This window comes from Prochlorococcus marinus str. GP2 (assembly GCF_000759885.1).
GTDB lineage: Bacteria > Cyanobacteriota > Cyanobacteriia > PCC-6307 > Cyanobiaceae > Prochlorococcus_A > Prochlorococcus_A marinus_J.
This window is the reverse complement of the sequence record NZ_JNAH01000005.1, coordinates 37,828-53,863: the sequence shown is the minus strand read 5'-3', so window position 1 is coordinate 53,863 and position 16,036 is coordinate 37,828. Positions and strand designations below refer to the sequence as shown.

Genomic DNA, 16,036 nt, shown 5'->3' with positions numbered 1-16,036 from the left:
TCTATTTGAATAGTTTTAAAATTATAGGCATGCTAGATATAAAAAGAAGAATTTTTTCAAAATGTCATTAAAATTAGACGGTAAAAAATTATCTCTTGAAATTGAGGAAAGATTGAATAACTATATTTCTGGTAATAAAAAAAATGCAAAAAGAGCTCCTGGTTTAGCAGTTATAAGAATAGGTGAAGATCCCGCGAGTGGTGTTTATGTAAACAATAAGGAAAAAGCATGTTCAAGGGTTGGGATAAAGAGCTTCATTTTTCATCTTAAAGATAATGTAGATCAAAAAGAGGTTGAACAATTGATAAAAAAACTAAACTTTGATAAGGATATTGATGGAATGTTGCTTCAACTCCCCATCCCAGAGAAGTTTGATGAGCAACGACTAATAAGTTATATCAATCCAAGCAAAGATGTAGATGGGTTAAATGAGATAAACATCGGCAAATTAGTGAAAAATGAGCCTGCGATGAGATCATGCACACCAGCAGGAATTATTAATTTATTAAGATCCCATAATATTACAATTGAAGGTAAGAAAATTGTTGTCATCGGAAGAAGTTTGCTTGTTGGGAAACCCCTATCGCTTATGTTGTTGAATCTAAATGGCACGGTAACAATGACTCATTCAAAAACTTCAAATTTGAATAAAGTTTGTAAGGAAGCCGACATTCTTATTGCGGCTGCAGGAAAACCTAATCTTGTAGATTCGAGTTTTGTGAAAGAAGGAGCAGTAATTATTGATGTTGGAATACATAGATTAAAAAGTTCCGATAAAAATCAAACCAGATTATGTGGCGATGTATTATTAGAAGATGTCATTTCTAAAGTATTTGCTTACACACCTGTACCAGGAGGTGTTGGGCCAATGACAGTAACAATGTTACTTGTAAATACTATTTTTAGCTGGCAAAAACAATTTGGTTTATCATCAACTCTTAATGACCTTTTGCCATAAACTCCACGATGAAAAAATTTTTTACTAAAGGGATAAAATGACTGAAGTTATAAATAGTATTTCTGATTTTGAAAAATATCTTAAAAGCACGAAAAAGTTAGTAGAAGAAGCACTTGATTTCTCTCTAGGTCCTGAAAATCCAGAAATACTTAGGGAATCAATGAGATATTCCCTTTTAGCAGGAGGGAAAAGAATACGTCCAATTTTATGTTTAGCATCTTGCTCACTAGCTGGTGGAGAACCCTCTCTTGCTGTTCCAACTGCAGTAGCAATAGAAATGATCCATACAATGTCCTTGATTCATGATGATCTGCCCGCTATGGATAACGATGACTTGAGGAGAGGTAGGCCGACAAATCATAAAGTATATGGAGATGCAATAGCTATTCTTGCAGGTGATGCTTTATTAACCAGGGCCTTTGAAATGGTCTCTTTAAGAAGCCCTGGAGTCGATCCAAATAGATTATTGAATGTAGTAGGCGAATTATCACTAGTTGCTGGTGCACCAGGCCTAGTCGGGGGACAAGTTGTTGATTTGGAATGCGAAGGCAAAGAAGTTGACCTTGAAACTCTCGAATATATTCATCTTCATAAGACTGGAGCTTTATTAAAGGCTTGCGTAAGAACAGGCGCGATGATAGCAGGCGCTAACGAAAAATTATTACAAGCCCTAACAACATACGCAGAGGGAATTGGTTTAGCCTTCCAAATAATAGATGATATTCTTGATTTAACTTCCAGCAGTGAAAAGCTTGGTAAAACTGCAGGGAAAGATCTTTTAGCTGACAAGACTACTTACCCTAAACTACTTGGAATGGAGGAGTCAAAGAAAAGAGCGTTTGATTTAGTTGAAAAAGCAAAAAAAGCAATTGAACCTTGGGGTGTAGATGCAAAGTATTTAATATCCTTAGCCGACTTTATTACAAATAGAGACAGTTAATAAAAATTTATGTCTGAGTTTTTTTCCTTTTTTAATAATTCAGTACTTTTCTGGAGTTTATTATCCTGTTTAGTAGCTCAATTTTTCAAAATTTTATTCAATTTTTTTTCAACTGGCGAGATAAGATTTGGAATTATGCTCGAGACAGGTGGTATGCCTTCGAGTCATTCCGCCTTAATAACTGGTGCTGCATCTGGTATAGGTTATGAATTAGGATTTGATAGCTCAATATTCGCATTATCAGTTGCTGTAGCACTAATAGTTATGTATGACGCTAGTGGTGTTCGAAAATCAGCTGGGATTCAAGCTGCAGAAATCAATAAACTATCAAAGAAACTAGACCCTCAATCAGAATTACTTTTAAAAGAAACCCTGGGCCACACAAAAACTGAGGTCATGGTGGGAAGTTTTTTAGGGCCATTAATCACTTTGCCTGGAATGTTTTTTTTAGGTTCTCCTCTCAAAATATTTGATTTTATAGTTAACTAGCAATCCTTTGAAAAGCTAATTTGGGTAGCATCTATGAAATTTTTTGCGACTTCACGAGAACTTGGCATATGTAAGTGAATCCAACTTGCATGTAATTTTTCATCAAAAAAACCTTCATTTTTGTATTTAGTTTTCCAAGATTTAATTTTCCAAGGAGAAGGCAGTTTCTTCTTATACTCAGCTTTTCTTAAATCAAGTTCAGATAAATTGTTTTCAATTTCCCAATAATGAAATTCATGTCCTCTAATTAATTGATTTTGTTTAATGATCGGAGTATCTTTTAAACCCTCAATGTATCGATAACCTACTGAGAGTTTACTTTTTTTGGATCTAAAAGGTAGGATGCCACTCATTTTATGATTATTGCCATTTTCATCTTTTATAAAGTCTCCTAAAATCATCATCCCTCCACACTCTGCATATATAAATCCATTTTTGCGGAATTTCCTTAACGAATTTAAGCTTTTTATGGAGTTACTTATATGATCAGCATATTTTTCAGGGAACCCCCCAGGAATAATTAAAGAAGAAGCCTCATTAGGTATTTCTTCATCATCATAAATACTCCATGAAATCAATGGTATGCCAATTTCAGCCAAAAACTCTCTAGTTTCAGGGTATTGAAAATGAAATATTTTATCTTCTGCAATCGCAATAGGTTTACCTCTGTCTATTTTAAAATCTGCAAAACTGACAGAATTAAATATTTTCTTTTGAGGAGATTTCAGAAATTTAATAAGAGAAAACACATCAAGATTTTGTTCGGCAAAATTTGCAAAATATTCAACATCAATTTCTTTACTATTGTCCAATGGAGATACCAAACCTAAATTAGCTTTATTTAAAGTTATTTTTGAATCAGATGGTAAAAAACCGAGAATTTCGATGTCTTCATTTTTAAACACTTCTTTGATTAATTTTTTATGTCTATCTGAATTAACGTTATTAAATATAATTCCAGATATTAACAACTCACTATCGAAATTTTTAAAACCTCGAACAGTAGCCAAAAGAGAAGCTACTTGACCTCTCGCATTAACAATAAAAATTACTGGGGTATTGAGAAGTTTAGATATATCTGCTGTGCTGGAATAGGTCGTCGACCCTAATCCATCAAATAGGCCCATTGCTCCTTCAATTAATGAGAATTCATATTTCAAAGAATGTTTTAAAAAACTTTCTTGAACCCAATCCTCACCACTTAAAAAAATATCTAAATTCCTACAAATAGGTTGGCCAATTGAACTAAGTTGTTGTTGATCAAGATAATCTGGGCCAACCTTGAAAGTTTGTACCTTTATACCTTTTGAAAACGCCCAACAAGATATCAAAAGCGATAATGTAGTTTTGCCACTATCAGTTGAAGGAGAAGATATTACACAAGGCATTTATTAGTTTGTAAAACCATTAAATATTTGAAGAGCTATTTTAATAGAATTTTCAAAAAGAGGACTAGTATTACCTCTACTACTTCCCAATAATTTACTTACATCATACTCTGATGAAAAAAAAGAATTTGGAACAACTTGTTCTATTAATTCCATATTAGCCATTCCCCCTGCTTCAAGTCTCATACATTCCACTGATTCACAGCCAAGTATTACACAAGTATTATTTTTTTGAACCTCACTAATTTTTGAAATCAACCTCAATCCAATTACTTGTCCTAAATGAATACTTGGATTCCCTAAAGATAAGGGATTAATTGATGTAGAAATTATTTCGCCATTAATTCTTTCAAACTCTATTTTTGTTGATTCTGTATCCCTATCAACTCTTAGAAAAGACCAACCAAGTTTATCGCTAATCCATGAGATCAAAAACAAAGCTTGAATAATATGATCTCCTGCGATATCAATATCAATATCAGTAATATGATCTAAAATTGGTCTTCTCGAAGGCGGATCAAAAATCATTGCTAATGATTCTCTCCAATTTTTTAACCTAACCCAATTCAAATCATTAATAGCTTTATTTGAATTATTTAATTGATCTAAAACTTTTAAACATCTCTTAGGCGATCCAAGAGCAGAATCAATTATTAACCTTAGTCCATAATTAGCAAAAGATTCGAAGATTTCAGGCGATTCATCCAAGCTTCCGTTCCACCACAACCATGAAGGTAATTCATGAATAAATAATTCATCAATTATTTTTAATCCTTTATTGGATATTGAGGCTGAGTCCCCCCTAATAACAACTAAATCCCCACATATAGGTTGAATAGCTGGAGTATCACTTAATGGACAGTAAGCTGATACAAAAGTTTTGATATCTGAATTTTTATTTATCGTTGGCGCTAGAGTTATTAATCTTCTTGGATTCAATGTACTTATTGATGATTCAAAAAATTGTCCTCTAAAGTCTTCAATGTCTTTATTAGATAAATTTTCCTTCAACAAATTCAATAATTCTTCACTATTAAGGGAAGTATTGATAGGAAGTCCTTGATCTAATATAAAATTTTTTGCAACTTCAATTATCTCTGTACTTAAATTTCCAGTAATTGGTCCATTTACTAATCCTTTTTGAACCAAACATTGTTCAAGCCAAGCAGGCTGCCAGACCATTAATGTAAATGTATTAGCTCCAGTATTATCTTTATCTTCTGAAATCCATAATTTATTAAGGTAATTAGAAATTTCCTGATAAGGAAGCTCTAATGGGGTTTGGAGTGTTAGTTGAGGTTTCATTTTAGGGTCTACGCCAGAAAATATTATCTTTTGAAAGTAATTGATCAGACTCAGGAGGTCCCCACGTCATAGATTCATAGTTATAAATAGGCAACTTCCAAGGAGAATTATCCATCAATTCTATTAATGGCGTATAAAGTTTCCAGGCTGCCTCTACTTCATCACTTCGAGTAAATAGGGTTGGGTCAGAAAGCATTGCATCAGCTAATAATCTTACATAGCCTTCATCTGAGGGTTCTCCAAATGATTCGTCATAAGAAAATTCCATCTCAACAGGTCTTGATTTCATTCCAGACCCTGGAGATTTTACCTCAAATTTGAAAGTAGCACCTTCATTTGGCTGAATTCTAAGGATAAGTTGATTTGGGGCAGGATTTATTATTGTTGATTCAAATAAATGAACAGGAACATCTTTAAAAGTCAAGACTATTTCTCCAAGTCTTTTGGGTAGTCTTTTCCCAGTTCTCAAATAAAAAGGAACGCCTTGCCAACGCCAGTTATCAACGAAAACTTTTGCCGCAATATAAGTTTCTGTTGTGCTATTACAATTAACGCCCTCTTCCTGCCTATATCCTTTGAGTCGATTTGAAATATTTCCTCCCTCTCCATATTGACCTCTTATGCAACAATTCCAAGGTTTATTTTCGTCTGCAAGTTTTGAAGCTTGAAGAACCTTAGCTTTTTCATTTCTTATTGCTTCTGGTTCAAACTTTCCAGGAGGTTCCATAGCAGTAACAGCAAGCATTTGAGTCATATGATTTTGAAGCATATCCCTTAAAGCACCAGAGCTTTCGTAATAACCTGCTCTATCTTCAACACCCACTGTTTCAGATGAAGTAATTTGAACACTTGATATATAATTTCTGTTCCAGATGGGTTCAAAAATAGTGTTAGCAAACCTCAAAACAAGAATATTTTGAACTGTCTCTTTACCTAAGTAATGATCAATCCTATAAATCTGACTTTCTTCAGCACAACTTTGAACGATTTTATTCAATTTCTTTGCACTTGAATAATCTCTTCCAAAAGGTTTTTCAATCACTAAACGACTTTTCTTAGGATCATTTAAAAGGCCAGCTGCTTTTAGAGCTTTACATCCACTTGCATAGAAATTCGGAGATACTGATAAATAAAATGTTCTATTCCCATGAGTAGCTTGTGTTTTATCAATTTCATTTAATCTTTTAGAAAGCCTTACGACATGATCACTTTGTTGTAAGTCAACTGGCTCATAGAAAAGATAATTAGAAAATTGTTCCCACTCACTTTCTTTACCAGATATTTGATTGGAAAGCTTTACTTTCATCTTTTCTCTAAACTCATTATCAGACCAAGTTCTTCGAGCACAACCAACTATTCCAAATTCACTAGGAATTCTTCTTTGCAAAAAGAGTTCAAATAAGGCTGGTATTAATTTTCTATGAGTAAGGTCTCCACTAGCACCAAATATTACTAAGCATTGTGGAGAAATGACTCTTTCCTGCCGTAAACCTAGTCTTAGAGGATTACTTAAAGTTGAAGTCATATTTTTAGTATTCTTTTTTTAAAATCCTCTTTTTTTCTTAAATTAGCTACAAATTGTGTCTAAACCAAAAAGTATTTAGTTGGTGAAACTTTAATTTAAATATCAAACATTTAGTAAGTTTCTACGTGCCATCTTCCTGCTTTTTTTAATTGAGGTCTTAATTCTGACCAGTTCAAGCCTTTTTCTTCAGCCGCCTTTGTCATAGCTTCATCTATTCCTGGTTCCATGCCCTTTAATCCACAAAGATAAATATGTGTCTTCTCATCTTCAATCATATTGAAAAGCTCGTTTGCTGATTCTAAAACTCTGTCTTGAATATACATTCTTCCACCTTTTGTATTTTGCTGCTCACGACTAATAGCTTTTGTATATTTAAAATTATCTGGATAATCAACAAGATATCTCTGTAAATCTTCCTCATATAACAAATTAGCTGATTTAGGGGCACCCATAAATAGCCAAGCTTTCCCTTTAAAGTTCCAATTATTTTTTTCTTTTTCTGTTGCTTCGAACATTCTTCTTAAATAAGCTCTCATAGGAGCTATTCCAGTACCAGTTGCCAACATAACTATGTTCGCATCCTCTTCATCCGGGAGAAGCATCTCCTTGCCTACAGGACCTGTTATTTTTACTTTATCTCCAGGCTTAATATCGCATAAGTAAGTAGAACATACACCATTTATTGTTTCTCCATCTTTTTCATACTGAAGCTGTCTAACACAGAGAGAAACTGTATTACCATTAAAATTATCTCCATGTCTTGTGCTTGCTATAGAGTAAAGTCTCAATTTATGGGGTTTACCATTAGAATCTTCTCCTGCAGGCAAGATACCTATACTTTGACCTTCAACATAATTTAAGAATGGATCACTATCTTTAAGATCAAAAGTTATGTGATTAACTCTACCAATTGCACCTTCCTTAAGAAGACTGTAGTTTTCAATTACAGTACCTTCATAGGGAGTCTTAGGCCTATAAATATTAACTGGTACATCTGCATGTTTTTTCTTTACCACTTTTGGTTCTTCAGTCTTAGGGGCTTCAGTTTTTGGAGGTTCTACATTTGAAGATTCTGCTTTCGAAACTTCAACTTTTTTTGGTTCCACTACTTTTGACTCAGGTTTTTTAGTTTTTGATTCTTCAACAAATTTTAAAGCTCTCTTATTGAAAGTCGTGAGTATAAAATAAAAAACAGCTATTACTACTGGTATATGAGCTAATCCGCCTGCGATTACTTTTGCTTGTGAGTACATTTTTAAGATTTCTTTTATAAAAGATTATCAATTTGTAGTTTAATTTGTAGTGATTTTACAAAAATGGTTACGTTTTGAGATCGGAATAAATAAACAAAATTATTTTTATTTTTCAATATTTGTTGTTTTAAACAGTATAGTTACACAGAAATAATTTTTTATCGAATTAAAAAATTCATTTATGAATAATCCTCAAGAATCAGTAGATCATTTTAAAACCAATGACTACAGGACAATTGAGCAAACGATGGAAAAGTTTTCTAACGGAACTAGACGACTTGCAGCACAACTAACTACTTCTGCTAGTTTAGATTCGTTGTGGAATGTTTTAACAGATTATGATCGGTTAAATCTCTTTATACCAAATCTACTATCAAGCAAAAAAATATATCAAAATAAAAATAATGTCCACCTTAAGCAAGTTGGTGCTCAAGATTTCCTTGGAATGAAATTTTCAGCAGAAGTAACCATCGATCTATTTGAAGATAAGGAGCATGGCCTTTTAAAATTCAATTTAATAAAAGGAGATTTCAGAAAATTTGAAGGAAGTTGGAAAATTCAAAATATTAAAAATACCCCAAAAAATTCATTAATATACGACCTTACTGTTCAAGGTTGTCAATGGATGCCTATAGGTATGATAGAAAAAAGACTAAAAAAGGATCTTTCGGAGAATCTGCTTGCAGTAGATAGGCAAGCAAAATTATCAAAAGATTAGTTTAAGTTTTAAATAATAGCCCCAAGGGGATTCGAACCCCTGTCGCCTCCGTGAAAGGGAGGTGTCCTAGGCCTCTAGACGATGGGGCCAGGTAAATAGCATATCAGCTTATTAAAAATTAAGAGTAAGGCTAGCCTTTCGTCAAGTATTGTTGCTCTTTGTTTTGTCCTTGCCACACAGGAACAGTAAAATGGAAGCAAGAACCTTCACCAATTTCAGATACAACCCATATTCTTCCTCCATGAACTTGTACTATTCTTCTACAAACAGATAACCCGATTCCAAATCCTGAAGTTCCTTCAGAAGTCTGTGGGAGTCTAACTCTGTCGAGAAAAATTCTTTTTTGTTCACTCAAAGGAACACCTGCACCTTTGTCACAAATTGTTATCTCTACCCATTGATTTGTCTTGTGCATCATAGTAATTTTTATAGATCCAGAGTCTTTTGAAAATTTAATAGCATTCTCAATTAAATTTAAAAATACTTGTCTCATCCTTCTTTGATCTGCGAAGACATTTGGCAGATCAGATGGAATATCAGTATCAATTTCAATATTCCTTAATCTCCAAAATTTTTCTAATTCAAGTATTACTTCAGCACTAATATTACCTAAGTCAATCTTCTGAGGATTAAATAATGCTTCCCATTTTGTTGTTCCCACTTCTAAAAGATCCTGGGATAAAAGTTCTATTTCTTCTAGACGTCTTTTAATTACCTCTTGTAGTTTTGAAATATCTATTTGTCCAAGTTTTTGACTTTGAACAGCCAAAGTAGCAGCAGTTAAAGGAGTTCTTAATTCATGCGCAACCATTCTTAATAATCTTTCCTGAGATTCAATCCTTTTTGTTAATGTTTCATTCTCTTGTCTTAAAACAAGAAGTTCGTCTTCTAAAAGAAATTCTTTTTGAGTTCTTATTGTATCTATTTTGGATGGTTGCAAATTAATCCCTAGATTTTTTGTTAAGCCTTCCTGTGTCCACCTTGGTAACCATTTCTGCAACTGAGAGAAAATATTACTTCCAGCAAATATCTGCTTTGGAGCTGGGGAAATTTTAATAAGTGCGGGAATAGCAACTAATCTGTGTAGTTCAAGTAATTCCGGCTGTTCAGTTGGCTCAGAGATCTGAAGAGATATCTCAAATTCACAATCATCTGATTCTAAATAAGCTATGAGCGACTTAATATCACCACTAGAAAGTTGATTTCTAGCTGCAACTAGTATTAGTTTTAACTCTTTTTTATCATTCAAATGATTTGCCCTGAAGTGTTGAAAAGCTGTTAATCCTTATGAACACCTTAAGATATTTATACTTATTCTACAAATAAGCTATTAAATAGATGAGTCTTATTTATAAATGGTTGTTATTAATCAAAAGAAAAATTTAAATTTTGGCGAAAACAACTCTCCAGAAATTAGTTTAAATAGCAATTTAAAAAGATGGTTTTCAAGAAATATAGGATTGTGGAAATCTAATAGAACATATTTTCTTGATGAAACACAAAAAACTTATAATTTATGTATGAACATAAATATAGAAGCTGTTGAGAATAAAAAGGAATGGGAGTCACACTATAAATTCACCTGGTATCCAGAAAAAAAATACAATTTCTTTGAAGAAAATCCCCAATATAAAGAGAGAGGAGAAATGAGTGCATTCTTAAAGGGGCACCAGCTTATGAGAGAAAATTTTTATTTAAGTGATAATGAGGGGATTTCAAATATTAAGCAAGTGGATGAACACGAAATGATTTTTGAATCCTCTTATAAAGATTGGTATATACTAGAGCATACAAGATTAGTTGATTCAGATAATTATAGATTTAGGGTTATATATTCATGGAACAAAAATAAGCTGAAAATAGTAGAGAATCACCACGAGATAAAAATTATTAAATAAGTGCTATTTAGCTATAAACATTAAAATCATAAATGTTATCTTGTAGTAAATATTATTATTTAATGAGTATTAATTATTTAAAAAGAATTTCTAAATTGCTTGGTATAGGCCTTTTCATATCTTTCTCGCTTTTTGAGATTAATACAGTAAATAATCAAATTAAAGCTGAAAAAAAATTAGTCGCTGCCTCTGAAAAAGATCTTTTCCTTTATAGACAAATGGGAGCTTCTTACCTTTGTATCGCTTCAAAAGCTGACGTAGATTTTAACAAAGGTTTAGGAATTGCTAGTGCTACTTTTGCAAATGTCATTACTGGTAAGCATGGTGGAGCTATTAAGGAATTAGGGAATGAAAAACTTGACCAAAAAAAATTATATAACGCAGGCACATTTCAAATTGTTGGAAGTGCTCTTGATATTTGTCCTGAAAGTATTCCTAAGAATATAAAAAATGATTATGAAAAAAGGTTAAAGCAACTTGTAAAAGGAAGCAAGAAATAATTTTATTGATTACCTGAACATTGAACTTACAGAACTTTCTTCATGTATTCTCCAAATAGCTTCACCAAGCATATTTGCGACAGAAAGGACTTTTAATTGAGGGAAATTATTTTTAACAAGAGTTGGGATGCTGTTGGTAACAATAACTTGCTCGAATAAATCCTTGGTACTTAATCTTTCATAAGAAGGAGGAGAAAACACAGCATGTGAAGCACATGCGAAAATCCTATTAGCTCCCTCTTTTTTTAATAGATGAGCTCCAGAACAAATTGTCCCACCAGTATCTATCATATCGTCGATGAGAATAGCTGTTTTACCTTTAACTTCACCAATAACTGTTAAACTCTCAGCTATATTATGAGCTGATCTCCTTTTATCAATTATAGCCAACGGAGCATCTTTCATTAATTTTGCAAATGCTCTTGCTCTCGCTACCCCACCTACATCAGGAGAGACAACTACAACTTCATTTAAATTTAAAGTATCTAAATAATCAATTAATACAGGTGAACCGTAAATATGATCGCAAGGTATATCAAAATAACCTTGTATTTGAGCAGAATGTAAATCCATAGCGAGAACTCTATCTACTCCTGATTTCTCAAGTAAGTTAGCTGTCAGTTTTGCAGTAATAGATTCTCTTCCTGAAGTCTTTCTATCTGCCCTTGCATATCCAAAATAAGGGATTACAGCAGTTATTTGCCTAGCAGATGCCCTTTTGCAAGCATCAACCATAATCATAAGTTCAATTAAACTATCGTTTACGGGAGCACATGTAGGCTGTATGAGAAATACATCACAACCTCTAATAGATTGCTGGATCTGAACATAAAGTTCTCCATCAGCAAATTTTTTGGATATTAAAGGTACATTTTCTATCCCTAAATATGATGCAATTTCTTCGGATAATTTAGGATTTGATGTTCCGCTAACTAGCCTTAATCTACTATTAGATAGATTAAATTTAGATTCTTTATTTTGCACTGCCGTGATAAAACTTGTCACGAAACTAGCACCTAATTAAATATATTATTATCGTAGTCGTTTATCGGAATTTAGCAAAAGAAAAATTACTAGATCCTTTCAAAAGTCACATCTCTTAAGCAAAATATAGAATAATGCGGATTAACAAACGAATTTCTTATTTAGACTAAAAACTCTAGGCAAGTCATTTGTCAATTAAAAAAAATTTGTATATCGTTGAATTTAGAGGCACAAAAGCTTTTAACTGCAGAGGATTTTCATATTAACAACCCATGCAAATAGAAAAAGTTCTTCCAAAAAAATCATTAGGCATACTTATGCATCCTTCATGTATACCCGGAGGAACAGTCTGTGGAACTTTTGGAAGAGGAGCTAAAGAGTGGATAAAAAAGCTTCATAAGTATGGTATTGAATATTGGCAATTTTTACCTCTAACACCTACTGACTCTACGGGGTCACCTTATAGTTCACCCTCTAGTTTTGCGCTGAACCCATGGTTTTTGGACATAGATGATTTAGTCGAGAAAGGTTTTATCTTCATTTCAAACAAAGATGAATTAGGACCTATAAATCAAAACAAGAATCATTTTGATTTTGATGTTGCTGATATTTCAACAAAAAAAATAGGTCGCCACCTTCTGCAGAGTTGGAACTCCCAGCCTGAAGAGCGAAAACTTGATTTTTATAAATGGACTAATATGAACTCTTGGGTTGAAGATTATGCAACATTTGTTGTGATAAGGGAGGAATTTAATATGTTGCCTTGGTGGCGATGGCCGCAAGAATTCAAAGTAAAAAATGACAAGTTTTTAAAATCATGGATCAAAAAGAAAAGTAAAGAGATACTAATTAAAAAACTCATACAGTGGCATCTAGATAAGCAATGGAAATCCATTAAAAATTTTGCAAAATTAAATAAAGTTAAGCTGATAGGAGATTTGCCCTTTTATGTTTCTAGGGACAGTGCCGACGTATGGAGCAATAAATCATTATTTTCAATTCTTAAAAATGGAGATTTAATCTTTCAAAGCGGCGTGCCACCTGATTATTTTTCATCAACAGGACAATTATGGGGGACCCCAACTTATTATTGGTCAAAACATAAAAGAACTAATTTCGATTGGTGGAGAAAAAGATTTAAAAGGCAATTTGAACTAGTAGATCTTTTGAGATTAGATCATTTTAGGGGTTTAGCGGGATACTGGAGAGTTAATGGCAATTCTGATTCGGCAATTCACGGCAAATGGATAAATTCTCCAGGTAGAAATCTACTGAATAATCTAAAAAAAGATTTAGGGGCTTACTATCTACCAATTATCGCTGAGGATCTAGGAGTAATAACACCAGATGTAGACAAATTAAGGAAGAATTTTGAACTTCCTGGCATGAAAATTTTACAATTTGCCTTTGATGGCAATGAGGATAACCCTTATTTACCTAAGAATATTGATGGAGAAAATTGGGTTGTTTATACAGGGACCCATGACAACTCTACTTCTATTTCATGGTGGGAATGTTTAGACAATGACTCAAAAACAAGAATATTAGATGAATATAATTTTTCAGAGAACCCTTCTTGGGGGCTAATAGAAATTGGAATGGCTTCAAACGCTAATTTATTTATCGTTCCAATACAAGATGTATTATCTCTAGATGACTCCAGTAGATTAAATAGACCTGGTACTACAAAAAATAACTGGAAATGGAAGTTAAATAAACCTTTAGAAGAAATTGAAGACGATATTAAAATATTTAGTGAGCTAGGAAAAAATTTTGGGAGAACATTAAAATAAGGCTAATTTAAGATTATTTGTCAATGATTTTATTTTCAATATTTTGAACCTCAATAATATTTACATTTAAAATAAAGTATCTTTTCAGAATAAATATTGTTAAAACCAATATAAAAAAATACAAAAGACTACCTTGCCAAGTATTAATAAGATCGAATTTGTTAATAAGAAAATCATTGTTTTCTTTCTTGGAAGTTTCTCCTTCTCTAATTGCTAATTTTTCTAATGAATTTTTTTTTAATCCTAAGCATTCCTCTAATTTTATTAATATTGATCTTATAAATGGATACTTTGGTCTAGTATTTTTTTTATTATTTTCAATAGAAATTATCGTTTGTTCTGGGATTTTTGAAATACTTGCCAATTCTTGAATTGTTATATTCTTTTGGATTCTCGCTTCTTTTACTAACTTTGCGATTTCGCCATACTGATCAACTAATCCATGACTTACTTCATTCATAATCACAGATTGTTTTTTAAATAAAAAAAGATTTTTAAAAATATTCATTCCATCTCTCCAATTTCATTAATTATTTGACTACTCAATTTCAAAAGTAAAAGATTAACTATATTTTAATCCTTTTAAATTTATAAGTAAATTTATTAGAAGTAAATATAGTAACTAAACTGGAGAAATAATATTTTGAACTGCACTTTTGGCAATATTCAAAGGGCTAAATGTCTCTCTAATTAAACTTAAAAGTTTTTTCGCATCAGTTAATTCTAATTTATCATCTCTTATAAGGCTTAAAAGAAGATTCTTCCGGACTTCGGATCCTTTATTACTTACAATTAACTTTAAACCGGCATTTGCAACCGGTATGAGGTCTGAATTAATATTTTCAGAATCTTGAAATAATATATTTAGTAAACTTTCTACCTTCTCTACTTGAATTCGACCTTTTTTATCAAAAACAACTTCCAAAAGAATTTCTAAAATCTCCTCAGAATTATCGGTAAGTAATTTTTTAGCTATATAAGGATATGCGATTTTTAAAATTTTAAATTCAGGATCTAATCGTAGTGCTAAACCTTCTTGACTAACAACTGCTCTTATTATTAATGCAAACCTACTTGGCACTCTAAATGGATATGAATACATTAGTTTGGAGAATTTATCAGTTACATTTTTAAGATTAAAATTTCCGACTTGCGCGCCAAAAGATCCACCTAAAACTTCTTTTAATGGTTCAACAAGTTTTTGAAGATCCTGTTCTTTAGTTAAAAACCCTAATTTCTGAAAATCTTTTGCGAGAAGATAATATTCATCATTTATTATGTGAACAATAGCCTTAATAAGAGTGAGTCTATCTGAATTTGTAATTGTATCCATCATTCCAAAATCTACATAAGCTAAATTTCCATAATCTGCATTCCCCCCTTTAAGTGCAAACATATTCCCAGGGTGTGGGTCAGCATGAAAATATCCATATTCAAATAATTGTTGAAGACCACTAATTACACAAGTTTTTATAAAAGAAGAAGGTACTAAGTTATTTTCCTCCAATAAAGCCCTATCTCTTAACTTAACCCCATCAATCCAAGAGGTTGTAATAATTCTCTTTGATGAAAACTGTTCTTCGAATTTAGGGATAAAAACATTTGGGTTATCTTTGAATAAATTTGCAAACTTTAAAGCATTCTTACCCTCTTTTTCATAATCAATTTCATCAAAAAGTGCCTTACCGAATTCATCTATTATTTCTCCAATTCCGACACCAATATTTAATGGTAGGAATGGTGACAAAAAAGTTGCTAAAAACCTTAATATCACGACATCTCTTCTTATAAGAAAATATAAATTTGGTCTTTGTACTTTTACAGCTACATAAGTATTATTTTTTGTTTTTGTTTTGTAAACCTGACCTAAGCTTGCTGAGGCAATAGGATTATCAGGAAACTCATCAAATAATTCATTTGGAGACGCTCCAAGTTCCTCTTCAATAATTTTTAAAGCAATTTTGTGATCAAATGCTGGTAGATTATCCTGTAAATTGGTAAGTTCTGTCAGCCAATCTTGTCTAACAAGATCCGGTCTAGTTGAAAGTGCCTGTCCCAACTTTATAAAACATGGTCCTAAATCTGTTATTACATCAAAAAGATATTTTGAAAGATTTTTTTGAACATTTTTATTTTTACTGTTACCTTGAAAAAGTATTCTTAAAAAAAGAAAAATAAAAGTTAAAAGGATATATAAAACTCTTGGGATAAAAATCCATGGTCTTAAAATCAACCAAATCAAGTCACCTTTTGCTGAGTATTGCGAATAAGAACTTACCATTAAA

15 protein-coding genes and 1 tRNA gene are annotated in these 16,036 nt (G+C 32.2%); 7 read left to right on the top strand and 9 right to left on the bottom strand.

What is annotated here, in order from left to right; all coding sequences use genetic code 11:
* Positions 1-61 precede the first annotated feature (61 nt).
* The 3 genes from folD to EU91_RS03480 are packed head-to-tail and all read left to right on the top strand — an operon-like array spanning position 62 to position 2,387.
* Positions 62-958, top strand: a complete 897-nt coding sequence (folD, locus tag EU91_RS03470) for a bifunctional methylenetetrahydrofolate dehydrogenase/methenyltetrahydrofolate cyclohydrolase FolD (protein WP_032524608.1) — start codon at positions 62-64, stop codon at positions 956-958.
* Between the two features lie 37 nt (positions 959-995).
* A complete protein-coding gene (gene crtE / locus EU91_RS03475) occupies positions 996-1,898 on the top strand; it encodes a geranylgeranyl diphosphate synthase CrtE (RefSeq protein ID WP_032524607.1) in 903 nt (300 codons plus the stop codon).
* A 9-nt stretch (positions 1,899-1,907) separates the two neighbouring features.
* A complete protein-coding gene (locus EU91_RS03480) occupies positions 1,908-2,387 on the top strand; it encodes a divergent PAP2 family protein (RefSeq protein ID WP_032524606.1) in 480 nt (159 codons plus the stop codon).
* Here EU91_RS03480 and EU91_RS03485 read toward each other — a convergent pair.
* The 4 genes from EU91_RS03485 to EU91_RS03500 form a co-directional block, all read right to left on the bottom strand.
* On the bottom strand, positions 2,384-3,775 hold the full coding sequence (locus tag EU91_RS03485) for a cobyrinate a,c-diamide synthase (RefSeq protein WP_032524605.1): 1,392 nt from the start codon (positions 3,773-3,775) through the stop codon (positions 2,384-2,386). The two genes, EU91_RS03480 and EU91_RS03485, sit on opposite strands and share 4 nt — an antisense overlap.
* 3 nt (positions 3,776-3,778) lie before the next feature.
* Positions 3,779-5,080: a glucose-6-phosphate dehydrogenase assembly protein OpcA gene (locus tag EU91_RS03490; RefSeq protein WP_032524604.1), complete on the bottom strand. Its 1,302-nt coding sequence runs from the start codon at positions 5,078-5,080 to the stop codon at positions 3,779-3,781.
* A gap of 1 nt (position 5,081) precedes the next feature.
* Positions 5,082-6,605 carry a glucose-6-phosphate dehydrogenase gene (gene zwf, locus EU91_RS03495; RefSeq protein ID WP_032524603.1) on the bottom strand — a complete coding sequence of 508 codons (1,524 nt, stop codon included), beginning with the start codon at positions 6,603-6,605 and terminating at the stop codon, positions 5,082-5,084.
* A 110-nt stretch (positions 6,606-6,715) separates the two neighbouring features.
* Positions 6,716-7,858, bottom strand: a complete 1,143-nt coding sequence (locus EU91_RS03500; RefSeq protein WP_032524602.1) for an FAD-binding oxidoreductase — start codon at positions 7,856-7,858, stop codon at positions 6,716-6,718.
* Between the two features lie 181 nt (positions 7,859-8,039).
* Between EU91_RS03500 and EU91_RS03505 the strand changes: the two genes are divergently transcribed.
* Complete coding sequence (locus EU91_RS03505) at positions 8,040-8,576, top strand: SRPBCC family protein (protein WP_032524601.1); 537 nt, start codon at positions 8,040-8,042, stop codon at positions 8,574-8,576.
* A gap of 16 nt (positions 8,577-8,592) precedes the next feature.
* Here EU91_RS03505 and EU91_RS03510 read toward each other — a convergent pair.
* Both EU91_RS03510 and EU91_RS03515 read right to left on the bottom strand, forming a co-directional pair.
* Positions 8,593-8,665, bottom strand: a tRNA-Glu gene (locus tag EU91_RS03510).
* A gap of 41 nt (positions 8,666-8,706) precedes the next feature.
* The gene (locus tag EU91_RS03515; RefSeq protein WP_032524600.1) at positions 8,707-9,825 is read right to left on the bottom strand and encodes a histidine kinase; all 1,119 of its coding nucleotides are present in this window, start codon (positions 9,823-9,825) and stop codon (positions 8,707-8,709) included.
* Between the two features lie 106 nt (positions 9,826-9,931).
* Here EU91_RS03515 and EU91_RS03520 point away from each other — a divergent pair, with 106 nt between their 5' ends.
* Both EU91_RS03520 and EU91_RS03525 read left to right on the top strand, forming a co-directional pair.
* The gene (locus EU91_RS03520; protein ID WP_032524599.1) at positions 9,932-10,474 is read left to right on the top strand and encodes a hypothetical protein; all 543 of its coding nucleotides are present in this window, start codon (positions 9,932-9,934) and stop codon (positions 10,472-10,474) included.
* 62 nt (positions 10,475-10,536) lie between these two features.
* Positions 10,537-10,974 carry a hypothetical protein gene (locus EU91_RS03525; RefSeq protein WP_032524598.1) on the top strand — a complete coding sequence of 146 codons (438 nt, stop codon included), beginning with the start codon at positions 10,537-10,539 and terminating at the stop codon, positions 10,972-10,974.
* 9 nt (positions 10,975-10,983) lie between these two features.
* Here EU91_RS03525 and EU91_RS03530 read toward each other — a convergent pair whose 3' ends face one another.
* A complete protein-coding gene (locus EU91_RS03530) occupies positions 10,984-11,979 on the bottom strand; it encodes a ribose-phosphate pyrophosphokinase (RefSeq protein ID WP_032524597.1) in 996 nt (331 codons plus the stop codon).
* Between the two features lie 251 nt (positions 11,980-12,230).
* On the opposite strand from EU91_RS03530, the gene malQ reads away from it, so the two are divergent.
* Positions 12,231-13,751 (top strand): 4-alpha-glucanotransferase, encoded by a 1,521-nt coding sequence (gene malQ, locus EU91_RS03535; protein ID WP_032524596.1) that lies wholly within the window; start codon positions 12,231-12,233, stop codon positions 13,749-13,751.
* Between the two features lie 13 nt (positions 13,752-13,764).
* Here malQ and EU91_RS03540 read toward each other — a convergent pair whose 3' ends face one another.
* Both EU91_RS03540 and EU91_RS03545 read right to left on the bottom strand, forming a co-directional pair.
* Positions 13,765-14,259, bottom strand: coding sequence for a helix-turn-helix domain-containing protein (locus EU91_RS03540; protein ID WP_032524595.1), 495 nt, complete (start codon positions 14,257-14,259; stop codon positions 13,765-13,767).
* Between the two features lie 114 nt (positions 14,260-14,373).
* Positions 14,374-16,032 (bottom strand): ABC1 kinase family protein, encoded by a 1,659-nt coding sequence (locus tag EU91_RS03545; protein ID WP_032524594.1) that lies wholly within the window; start codon positions 16,030-16,032, stop codon positions 14,374-14,376.
* Positions 16,033-16,036 lie beyond the last annotated feature (4 nt).

Bases quoted from the DNA above. Each gene is read 5' to 3' on its own strand.
- EU91_RS03485 (WP_032524605.1), bottom strand. From the start codon at position 3,775: ATGCCTTGTGTAATATCTTCTCCTTCAACTGATAGTGGCAAAACTACA.
- EU91_RS03520 (WP_032524599.1), top strand. From the start codon at position 9,932: ATGGTTGTTATTAATCAAAAGAAAAATTTAAATTTTGGCGAAAACAAC.
- EU91_RS03540 (WP_032524595.1), bottom strand. From the start codon at position 14,259: ATGAATATTTTTAAAAATCTTTTTTTATTTAAAAAACAATCTGTGATT.
- EU91_RS03505 (WP_032524601.1), top strand. From the start codon at position 8,040: ATGAATAATCCTCAAGAATCAGTAGATCATTTTAAAACCAATGACTAC.
- malQ (WP_032524596.1), top strand. From the start codon at position 12,231: ATGCAAATAGAAAAAGTTCTTCCAAAAAAATCATTAGGCATACTTATG.
- EU91_RS03480 (WP_032524606.1), top strand. From the start codon at position 1,908: ATGTCTGAGTTTTTTTCCTTTTTTAATAATTCAGTACTTTTCTGGAGT.
- EU91_RS03525 (WP_032524598.1), top strand. From the start codon at position 10,537: ATGAGTATTAATTATTTAAAAAGAATTTCTAAATTGCTTGGTATAGGC.
- EU91_RS03545 (WP_032524594.1), bottom strand. From the start codon at position 16,032: ATGGTAAGTTCTTATTCGCAATACTCAGCAAAAGGTGACTTGATTTGG.
- folD (WP_032524608.1), top strand. From the start codon at position 62: ATGTCATTAAAATTAGACGGTAAAAAATTATCTCTTGAAATTGAGGAA.
- EU91_RS03490 (WP_032524604.1), bottom strand. From the start codon at position 5,080: ATGAAACCTCAACTAACACTCCAAACCCCATTAGAGCTTCCTTATCAG.
- zwf (WP_032524603.1), bottom strand. From the start codon at position 6,605: ATGACTTCAACTTTAAGTAATCCTCTAAGACTAGGTTTACGGCAGGAA.
- crtE (WP_032524607.1), top strand. From the start codon at position 996: ATGACTGAAGTTATAAATAGTATTTCTGATTTTGAAAAATATCTTAAA.
- EU91_RS03500 (WP_032524602.1), bottom strand. From the start codon at position 7,858: ATGTACTCACAAGCAAAAGTAATCGCAGGCGGATTAGCTCATATACCA.